The 8,974-nt window shown below is 70.9% G+C and carries 9 protein-coding genes; 3 read left to right on the forward strand and 6 right to left on the reverse strand.

Annotated elements, in window-relative coordinates; all coding sequences use genetic code 11:
- Positions 1-1,056, reverse strand: a complete 1,056-nt coding sequence (locus tag ABD951_RS12650; protein ID WP_345345258.1) for an NrtA/SsuA/CpmA family ABC transporter substrate-binding protein — start codon at positions 1,054-1,056, stop codon at positions 1-3.
- Between the two features lie 195 nt (positions 1,057-1,251).
- On the opposite strand from ABD951_RS12650, the gene ABD951_RS12655 reads away from it, so the two are divergent.
- Together ABD951_RS12655 and ABD951_RS12660 are read left to right on the forward strand one after the other, a co-directional pair.
- Positions 1,252-1,548, forward strand: a complete 297-nt coding sequence (locus ABD951_RS12655; protein ID WP_345345260.1) for a DUF2470 domain-containing protein — start codon at positions 1,252-1,254, stop codon at positions 1,546-1,548.
- Between the two features lie 90 nt (positions 1,549-1,638).
- Complete coding sequence (locus ABD951_RS12660; protein ID WP_345345262.1) at positions 1,639-2,868, forward strand: MFS transporter; 1,230 nt, start codon at positions 1,639-1,641, stop codon at positions 2,866-2,868.
- Here the strand turns inward: ABD951_RS12660 and ABD951_RS12665 are convergent.
- Together ABD951_RS12665 and ABD951_RS12670 are read right to left on the reverse strand one after the other, a co-directional pair.
- On the reverse strand, positions 2,865-3,299 hold the full coding sequence (locus tag ABD951_RS12665) for a hypothetical protein (protein ID WP_345345264.1): 435 nt from the start codon (positions 3,297-3,299) through the stop codon (positions 2,865-2,867). The genes ABD951_RS12660 and ABD951_RS12665 overlap by 4 nt on opposite strands.
- Before the next feature lie 21 nt (positions 3,300-3,320).
- The gene (locus ABD951_RS12670; RefSeq protein WP_345345266.1) at positions 3,321-4,868 is read right to left on the reverse strand and encodes a carboxylesterase/lipase family protein; all 1,548 of its coding nucleotides are present in this window, start codon (positions 4,866-4,868) and stop codon (positions 3,321-3,323) included.
- A 585-nt stretch (positions 4,869-5,453) separates the two neighbouring features.
- Between ABD951_RS12670 and ABD951_RS12675 the strand changes: the two genes are divergently transcribed.
- Positions 5,454-5,648: a hypothetical protein gene (locus ABD951_RS12675; RefSeq protein ID WP_345345268.1), complete on the forward strand. Its 195-nt coding sequence runs from the start codon at positions 5,454-5,456 to the stop codon at positions 5,646-5,648.
- A gap of 38 nt (positions 5,649-5,686) precedes the next feature.
- Here the strand turns inward: ABD951_RS12675 and ABD951_RS12680 are convergent, their stop codons facing one another.
- The 3 genes from ABD951_RS12680 to ABD951_RS12690 form a co-directional block, all read right to left on the reverse strand.
- On the reverse strand, positions 5,687-7,462 hold the full coding sequence (locus tag ABD951_RS12680; protein WP_345345270.1) for an AMP-dependent synthetase/ligase: 1,776 nt from the start codon (positions 7,460-7,462) through the stop codon (positions 5,687-5,689).
- On the reverse strand, positions 7,455-7,913 hold the full coding sequence (locus ABD951_RS12685; RefSeq protein WP_345345272.1) for a MarR family winged helix-turn-helix transcriptional regulator: 459 nt from the start codon (positions 7,911-7,913) through the stop codon (positions 7,455-7,457). The genes ABD951_RS12680 and ABD951_RS12685 overlap by 8 nt, the downstream gene beginning before the upstream one ends.
- Before the next feature lie 67 nt (positions 7,914-7,980).
- Positions 7,981-8,775 (reverse strand): GNAT family N-acetyltransferase, encoded by a 795-nt coding sequence (locus ABD951_RS12690; protein ID WP_345345274.1) that lies wholly within the window; start codon positions 8,773-8,775, stop codon positions 7,981-7,983.
- Positions 8,776-8,974 lie beyond the last annotated feature (199 nt).

An 8,974-nucleotide genomic window follows, 5' to 3' on the forward strand; every position in this document is an offset into this window, starting at 1 on the left:
TCAGCTCACCGGGGTCGGAGCGGGCTGGTTCTGCGCGGCGGGCGCCTGGGCCAGCTTGTCCTGCAACGGATAGAAGACGTCGGCGGCCGTGATCGCCCGGGCCGTGACTCCGTTCTGGTGGAACAGGTCCGCGACCTCCTGCAGGTCGGCCGCGTCGGCGGCGGTCGGATAGTGCGGCACCGATGCCCGGCGCCCGAGGTCGACGGCGCGCGCGAGCCGGTCGCCCGACAGCGCCCGCGGACCGGCCTTCTCGAACACGTTCTGGAAGTCCTCGGGGTTGCTGCGTTGCCGTTCGGTCAGCTGCTGCAGCGTCTCCAGGTACTTGGCCGCGACGTCGGGACGCTGCTCGAGCACCTCCGTGCGGAACGCGACGATCGTGTTGTCCTTCGAGTCGATGCTCGCCTCGGTCGCGATCTCGACGCCGCCGCGGGCCTTCGCCTCCTGGTACGGATCGTTGAACGACGCCCAGGCGTCGACCTGGCCGGTGGAGAACGCGGATGCCGCGTCCGAGGGCTGCAGCGGCACCCTCTCGACCTGGTCGAACGGAACGTTCGCCTGGCGCAGTGCCTTCAGGGTGATGTACTCGCCCTTGCCTGCGGGGTTGACGGCGATGCGCTTGCCGACGAGGTCCTTGACCTCCTTCACCCCGGAGCCGGGTGCGGCGATGATGCCGGCCTGATCCTGATCCACCGGATCGGCGACCGCGATGATCCGGACCCCCACGTCCTTCGACAGCGCGCCGACGACCGGACTGTAGGCGCCGCCGGAGACGTCGAGCTGGCCGGCGTTGAACAGCTTGAGGTTCGCGCTGAACGCGGGCGGCGCGTTGACCCATTCGACCTTCGCGCCGAGCGGTGCGAGCGCCGCGTCGAAGGTGCCGTCCCGCTTGGCGACGGCGAGCGGGCCCGCGTTGCCGCCGTCGGTGACCTTGAGCACGAACGTCGGCTCCGCGGCCGCCGCGTCGCCGTCACCGCCGGACCCGCACGCGGCGGCCAACGCGACGACGGGGATGATCGCGAGCGCGGCGCTCGTACGGGACAGTCGGTTGCGGGACATCGGATTTCGGCTCCTGTTCGGGATCTGATCGTTCGATACACCGAAACTAGGGGCAGGAATCGGACCTGCCCAGCCATAGCGGACCCCTCGATCGGAAGGGTTGACAGCGCTTCGCGCCCGTGAGTGGGATTCGCCCTTCCCGGGTGGAATTTCACGCGCGGGCCACGGCGGCGGTGCGTCCGTACGATGGCGACCATGAGCACCTTCGACGACGCCGTGACCGCCGCGGTGATCGGGCACATGAACGGCGATCACGCCGCCGACAACCTCGCGATCGTGCGCGCGTTCGCGGAGCGCGGCGCCACCGCGGCCCGGATGACCGGACTCGACACGCAGGCCGGCGAATGGGTCGCGACAGTGGACGGAACCGAGCGGTCGGTGCGGATTCCGTGGCTCGGCCCGGTCACGGACCGGGCGTCGATCCGCACCGAGGTGGTCGCCCTGTACCGCGAGGCGTGCGCCCGACTCGGCGCCGAGCCGGGCGGTCACTGAGCGCTCCGCGCGCGGGAAATTCGGTCGCGCGCGACCCGGGCACCGGGTTAGCGTCGAACGGTGCCCTCCCCCACGTGAAGGAACCGCGCCATGACCACGCAGACGGTGGCCGACACCCGTCGCCTCTCCCCGCTACTGCTGGTCAACCTCGCGACGCTGCTGTCGGCGACCGGCAACGGCATCACCGTCGTCGCGCTGCCGTGGCTGGTGCTGCAGCAGACCGGCCGGGCGACCGACGCCGCGGTGGTCGCCGGCGCGGCGACGCTGCCGCTGCTGCTGTCGTCGCTGTTCTCCGGCACCGTCGTCGACCGCTTCGGCCGCCGCCGCACCTCGCTGGTGTCCGACTGCCTGTCCGCGGTGTCGGTGGCGCTGATCCCGGTGTGCGCGGCGTCGGTCGGGTTGTCGGTTCCGGTGATCGCCGTGCTCGCCGCGCTCGGCGCCGCGTTCGACCCCGCCGGTATCTCGGCCCGGGAGTCGATGCTGCCGGCCGCGACGCGGGCCGCGGGCTGGCGGCTGGACCGCGTCAACAGCCTGTACGAGGCGAACTACAACGTCGCCTATCTGATCGGTCCGGGTGTCGGCGGTGTCCTCATCGCGACCGTCGGTGCGGTGAACACCCTGTGGGTGACGGCGGCGTGTTTCGCCGGCTCGATCGCGACGATCGCGTTCCTGCGACTCGACGGCGCCGGCGTCCCGGACCGCGCGACGCGACCGACGTCGATGTGGTCGGGCACGCTCGAGGGCCTGACGTTCGTGTGGCGCGACCGGCTGCTGCGCACCCTCGCGCTGGTCGACATGGTGATCGTCGCGCTGTACATGCCGGTCGAGAGCGTCCTGTTCCCGGTCCACTTCACCGACCTCGGTCAGCCCGCGCAGTTGGGGTGGGTCCTGATGGCGATGAGCGTCGGTGGTGTCGTCGGCGCACTGGCCTACGGCTCTCTGGCGGCCCGGGTGCGGCGCCGCACCCTGATGCTGATCGCGGTGTCCGTGCTCGGGGCGTGCATGGTCGGAATGGCGTTCCTGCCGCCGTTGTGGGTCACGCTCACCCTCGCCGTCGCGGTGGGACTGGTGTACGGCCCGGTCGGGCCGATCGCGAACCACGCGATGCAGACCCACAGTCCCGAGCACATGCGCGGTCGCGTCGTCGGGGTGATGACCTCGACCGCGTACGCCGCCGGACCGCTCGGCTACCTGCTGGCCGGACCACTGATCGACGCGGTCGGGCTGCAGACGACCTTCTTCGTCCTCGCCGTCCCGGTCGGTGTGATCGCGGCCGTCTGCTTCGCGCTGCCCGCCCTCCGCGACCTGGATCGACCCTAGCGACGCAGCACCAGGAGGAACCCGCCACCACCGGACTCGATGCTCGTCTCGAACGCCAGCTCGGGGGCGAGCCGGGACAGCCGGTCCAGCAGCCAGGCCGACGCGTCCTCCGCGTCGGCCTGCGACGGGCACCGCGCGACCGCGACCCGGCCGGGTTTGCGGGTCAGCCGCTCGACGGTGCCGATGATCGGCGCGGGGTCGATCACGAACAGCGAATCCGGCCACGGCACGACCGGGGCGACGGCACCCTTCTTGGTGTTGCAGGCGCGGTGCGCGAGCCGCTCCGGCCCGCCCTTGCCCTTCTTCGTGGCGAAGATGCCGTCGACGCTCGGTCCGCGCGGGTCGTTGACGGACATGTTCGGGTCGACCGGCTCGTCACACAGCCAGCACCGCCACGATTCCCGGTCCCCGACCTCGTCCAGCTTGCTCATGCCCACGACGCTACCGTCCGCTCAGCTGAACCCCATCACCTCGTTGCCCCACGCCGCGCGCAGGTCGCGGTCGGGGTCCGACGCGAGGGTGTCGGTCTTGTCGATCAGCAGCGTGGACCGCGTCTCCTCGGTGTACCGGGCCCAGTGCTTGGACGCGTCCAGCGCGGCGGGAACCCCGTGCCGCGCGAACGCCAGCCACCGGCGCTGCACCCGCCCCGACACCTCGACCGCCGTCTTGCGGCCACCCAGCCAGAACGTCGGATCGACGTTGAGGGTGCCGAAATTGCCGAACACATAGGGCAATTCGGTCGCGTGGCCGGCCCCGATCCGGGCGGCCTTCAGCATCGGTGTGGCGTGGTCGAAGCGGTACACCCAGGTCGGTGAGTGCCGGCAGTGCGCATCCGCGATCCACAGGCACGGCATCCGGAAGGCGGCGTCCCGCGACACCGCCATCGCGCCCGCGGACTTCGCGAAGTCCGGGTACGCGGAGACGATCTCGGCGATCCGCTCCGGCGGCAGGTCCGCGTGGTCGGCGGCGATCGCGGTGAACATCTGATTCACCGTGTCCGCGGTGACCGGCATGATCGGCGACCGCGTCAGCCGGAAGATCGACGCCTCGTCCCGGTTGGTGCCGATGATCAGTGGAATCCGGTGCGCATACCCCTTCTGGAACGCCGCCACCGGGTAGCGCGGGACCAGCTCCCGGTCCACCACCGGGGCCATCGCCAGGGTGCCCGGAACCGTCGTCACGACCTCGTCGAGCAGCTTGTCCCCGACCCGGGTCAACTCCTCGAACGGCAGTTCCCGCAGCCGGCCGGCGTCCCTCGGGCCGACCCCGGCCAGCTCGAGGAACCGGGCCGCCACGGCCGCGGCGCGTTCCGCCCCGTACACCGAGGTCGCGGGCGCACTCTGCGCGATCGCCCGGTGGAACAGCCCCTCCGCGCGCGGCGACGTCATCAGCGTGGTGATCGATCCGGCGCCCGACGACTCGCCGAACACCGTCACGTTGCCCGGGTCGCCGCCGAAGGCCGCGATGTTGTCCCGCACCCACGCGAGCGCGGTGATCTGGTCCCGCAGCCCGATGTTGGACTCGAACCCGTCCCCGAACGACGACAGGTCCAGGAACCCGAACACCCCGAGGCGGTAGTTCACGGTGACGACGATCAGGTCCCCGGTCTCGGCCAGGTGACGTCCGTCGTAGACGGTCTGCGACGACGCCCCGACGCAGTAGGCGCCGCCGTGGATCCACACCATCACCGGCCGCCGCGCACCGTCCGGACGCGGTGCCCACACGTTGAGCGACAGGCAGTCCTCGTCCTGGACCATGCTGGGGTCCATCGGGACCTGCATCGCCTTCGCCTGCGGCGCGATCGGACCGAAGTCGCGGCAGTCGCGTACACCGTCCCACGCCGCGACGGGTCCCGCGGCCCGGAATCGGCGCTGCGGACCGGCGGACGCGTAGGGCACACCGCGCCACACGACCGTCGAGCCCTCCGGGTACCCGCGAACCGCTCCCCCGGTCACCGGCACCGTCAACCCCGTCGATGCGCCGTCCTCGTTGCTCTGCACGAGCGCCTCCCTCCCACGTGCGGTCAGGTTCGTCGCCAACGTACCAAGGCGGATCGCACGCTGTCGCCGACCGCGACCCGATTCTCCCGGTGGGCCGACGTCGAGCGGTCCCACACCGGCCGGACGGCGGGTGTGCACCGACGGAGACGGCGGCGGCCCGGAGACGGGTACGCCCTACCATGACGCGCATGGGGTCCCCTCGAATCCACCTGCTGCTCACGGTGGTGAGCTGCGCGACGCTGGTCGGCGCCTGCTCCACCACGACCGACGGCGCCGCCGCACCCACGGTGGGGCACGCCGCTCCGCCGACGCTGTCCACCACCCCGCCGACCGCCGGGCGCACGACCACGACGACCACGACGACCACCAGCGCCGCACCCGCCGCGCAGGTCGCGGAGTACACGGGCCGCGAGAGTGGCGCGTACTACTTCACCAGTCCCAGCGGGAAATTCGAGTGCGCCGTCGTCACCGCGCCGACGCCGGTCGCCGGGTGTCACGGCGCGCTGCCGAGTACCGCACCGCGGGTGCCGCGGTCGGCCGGGTCCGGCACCGTGGCACCCAACGCGGTCCGGGTGACCGCGTCGAGTGCCGGGCGAGTTCTACGAGTCCGGCGATCCCGCGTTCCACCGCTTCGACGCTCCCGCCCGGGCGTTGCCGTACGGCTCGCCCCTGCGGGTGCAGGGCTTCACCTGCACGGTCGACGAACGCAGCGGTGTGACGTGCGCCAGCTCGGCCGGTCACGGTTTCACGGTGTCGGACAGCGCATACACCCTCTGGTAGGCCGGGTTCCGCGTGGCACATCGAGCGCGGCGCCGGACTCACGAGTACAGCGACTCGATCTCCGCCTCGAAACGCTCGGCCACGACGTTCCGTTTGATCTTCAACGTCGCGGTGAGCTCGCCGCTCTCCTCGGTCAGGTCGCGGGCCAGGATGACGAACCGCTTCACGGCCTCCGCGTGCGAGACGGTGGTGTTCGCGTCGTCGACCACCGCCTGCACGGCGGCGCGCAGGTCCGCGTCCTCGCGCAGGTCGGCGACCGTGGTGTTCTCGGACCTGCCGTTCTCGGCCCGCCACGTCGCGAACACGTCCGGGTCCACGGTCACCAGCGCGCCGATGAACGGGCGTCCGTCGCCGACCACCACCGCCTGGGAGACCAGGGCGTGCGAGCGCATCCGGTCCTCGAGCGGCCCGGGCGAGACGTTCTTGCCTCCGGCGGTGATCAGCAGGTCCTTCTTGCGGCCGGTGATCGTCAGATAGCCGTCCTCGTCGATCGCACCGAGATCGCCCGTGCGGAACCAGGGTCCGTCGAAGACGGCGGCTGTCGCGGTGTCGTTGTTCCAGTACCCACCGAACACCACGCCGCCGCGGAGCTCGATCTCGCCGTCCTCGGCGATCCGGACCGCGTTTCCGCCGAGCGGTTGCCCGACGCTGCCGATCCGTTGTGCGCCGGGCACATTGACGCAGTGCGCGGCCGTCGACTCGGTCAGTCCGTAACCCTCGAAGATGGGCACGCCGACGCCGCGGAAGAAGTGTCCCAGCCGCGGCATCAGCGCACCGCCACCGGAGATCGCCCACCAGCATTCACCGCCGAGCACTCGCCGCAACTTCGCGTACACGAGCCGGTCGGCCAGGGCGTGCTTGGCCCGCAGCCACAGTGACGGCCCACCGGCGTCGACGGCCTCGCTGTACTCGACGGCGGTAGCCTCCGCGAAACCGAAGATCCGCTGTTTCAGCGGGCTGCCCGCCGCCTGCTGCGCCGCCGCGTCCCGCACCTTCTCGAACACCCGGGGCACGCCGAGGATCACGTTCGGGCGGAACCGCCCGAACTGCCCGACGATCGTGCCGAAGTTCGACCAGTGGGCCTGCGCACCACCGGCCTCGAACATCGCGAGCGACACCGCACGCGCGAGGACGTGCGCCAGCGGCAGGAAGGTCAGCATCCGGTTGCCGGGCCGCGCGACCTCGCCGATGCTGGCGGCGAGAATCCCGCGAACCTCGGACAGGAAGTTCCGGTGGGTCAGCTCACATCCCTTGGGACGACCGGTGGTACCCGAGGTGTAGACCAACGACGCGAGGTCGTCGACCCGGACCGCCGCCATCCGCTGCTCGACCGCGGCGTCGTCGAGTTCGGCACCGCCGGCGAGCAGTGCCTCGACCGCGGCATCGTCGATCTGCAGGGCACGGACGTCGGTCCCCACGAACGACTCGGCGTGGGCGGCGGTCTCCACGATCGCGACCCGGGCGCCGGAATCCTCGGCGATCCAGCGCACCTGATCCGCGGACGACGAATCGTAGACGGGAACCGACACGGCCCCGGCCGCCCAGATCGCGAAGTCCAGGAGCGTCCACTCGAAACGCGTGGCGGACAGCAGGATCACCCGATCCCCGCGCTGCACCCCACTCCGGATCAGGCCCTTCGCGACCCCGGTCACCAGGTCGGCGAACTCGGCGGCCGTGACGTCCACCCACTCCTCGCCGCGGAGCCGGGAGAACAGCACGAGTTCCGGGGTCTCGCGGGCATGTCGGTAGACCGACCGCACGAGGGCGTCGTCGTCGGAGATGGTGAAGGTGGGCGGGGTCGCGTACTCACGCATCCGGGTCGCCTCCGCTGTTGTCGGGACTGGAATCTGATGTGGCCGTGCGGAATCGGTGAAGCAACCGGGCGAACTGCTCGACGTCGTCGCCCGTCCACCCCCGAACGCGGCCGGAGACCTCGGCGAGTCGCTGCGCGCCGGCCGCGGCCAGCACGTCGCGGCCGGAGGGGGTGAGGGTCAGCGGATGACCGGCGCGCACGGGGCCCGCCTCCGCGCTGACCCATCCGTGATCCAGACATCCGCGGATCTGCCGGGACACCGTGGAACGGTGCACCCCGAACGCCTCCGCGATCTCGGTGGCCCGGCACCCCGGATTCCTCTCGATGAACGAGAGCACCGAGTGCTGGGCGAACGTCGGGCCGTCGGAATCGGCGCGATCACCGGTCATCAACTGACGCACCAGGTGCACGAGCTCCTCGTGTACCTGTGCAACAGCCAGTTCGTGTTGCATTACGCAACTATACCGCCGTTGCGGCCGAGTGAATACCGCCGGTATGCAGCCGCCCGAGTGATTCCGGCTACGGCCGCTCAGATCGGAGTGCGAACTCGGTGTACCGACCGACGGCGGTGAATCCGATCCGGGTGTACACCGGTGCCCCCTCGGAGCTCGCTTGCAGGACGGCGATCCGCGTCCCGGCCCTGCGTGCCACGTCCAGGGCGGCCAGCGTGACCGCGGTGCCGTGACCGCGGCGACGGAACTCGTCGAGAGTGACGACGCCGTACAGGCCGGCGACACCATCACCGATGTGCACCTCGGCGCCACTGACCGGACGTCCGTCGAGGTACCCGACGACGAAGGTGCTCGCGCACGACGGACGCAGGATCGCCTCGGCGGCCGTGTCGAAGTACGAGACCACGGTGGCCGAGGCCGGCGTCCAGTTCGCCGCCATCAGTGACGCGTAGTCGCGGAGCGTCCGCCGATCGCGGACGGTCTCGACCCGCAGATCCGACCGGGCGGCGGGAGCCGGGACGTCGGAAAGTGATGCGGTCATCGCCGATTCGGATTCCTGCTCGACGAATCCGTGCACCGTCAGCAGGGCACGCAGATCCGCGGGGGTCGACGCCGGGCCCACCCACCACGAGAACGGGCGCCCCGTCGCGCGCACGAATGTGGCGGTGTCCTCCACCCGCCCCGGCGCGTCGTCGGTCGTGAATCGCGCACGACAGACCAGATTGAAGGTGTCGTCGTGCAGGCCGCTGTCCGCAAGCAGAAGGTCGTCGGCGACCCGCACCCGCGCACCGGGTATCGCGGAGTGCAGGTGCGATGCGTGAGATGCCAGATTCGCGTCCATCGCCCCGAGTATCCGATTCACGTCCCGATCCTGGGCAATCCGATGCACCCTTCTCGTCGGTGCTGCGCACCGGTGTAGGGCGCAAAACCGGTGTGCGCATGCCGGGGCCGGCGGGGTTCGGGAACGGTGGAATGTCCCCGGAAATGCCGGGAGGCCCGGGACCAGACAAAGTCTGATCCCGGGCCTCCCGGGGATGATATGTACGGCGGTGTCCTACTCT

It is taken from the genome of Rhodococcus olei, from assembly GCF_039540555.1.
Taxonomy (GTDB): Bacteria; Actinomycetota; Actinomycetes; order Mycobacteriales; family Mycobacteriaceae; genus Rhodococcus_G; species Rhodococcus_G olei.

What these genes read in the sequence shown, in the direction of transcription:
- ABD951_RS12650 (WP_345345258.1), bottom strand. Translation starts at nt 1,056, where the DNA reads ATGTCCCGCAACCGACTGTCCCGTACGAGCGCCGCGCTCGCGATCATC.
- ABD951_RS12655 (WP_345345260.1), top strand. Translation starts at nt 1,252, where the DNA reads ATGAGCACCTTCGACGACGCCGTGACCGCCGCGGTGATCGGGCACATG.
- ABD951_RS12660 (WP_345345262.1), top strand. Translation starts at nt 1,639, where the DNA reads ATGACCACGCAGACGGTGGCCGACACCCGTCGCCTCTCCCCGCTACTG.
- ABD951_RS12665 (WP_345345264.1), bottom strand. Translation starts at nt 3,299, where the DNA reads ATGAGCAAGCTGGACGAGGTCGGGGACCGGGAATCGTGGCGGTGCTGG.
- ABD951_RS12680 (WP_345345270.1), bottom strand. Translation starts at nt 7,462, where the DNA reads ATGCGTGAGTACGCGACCCCGCCCACCTTCACCATCTCCGACGACGAC.
- ABD951_RS12685 (WP_345345272.1), bottom strand. Translation starts at nt 7,913, where the DNA reads ATGCAACACGAACTGGCTGTTGCACAGGTACACGAGGAGCTCGTGCAC.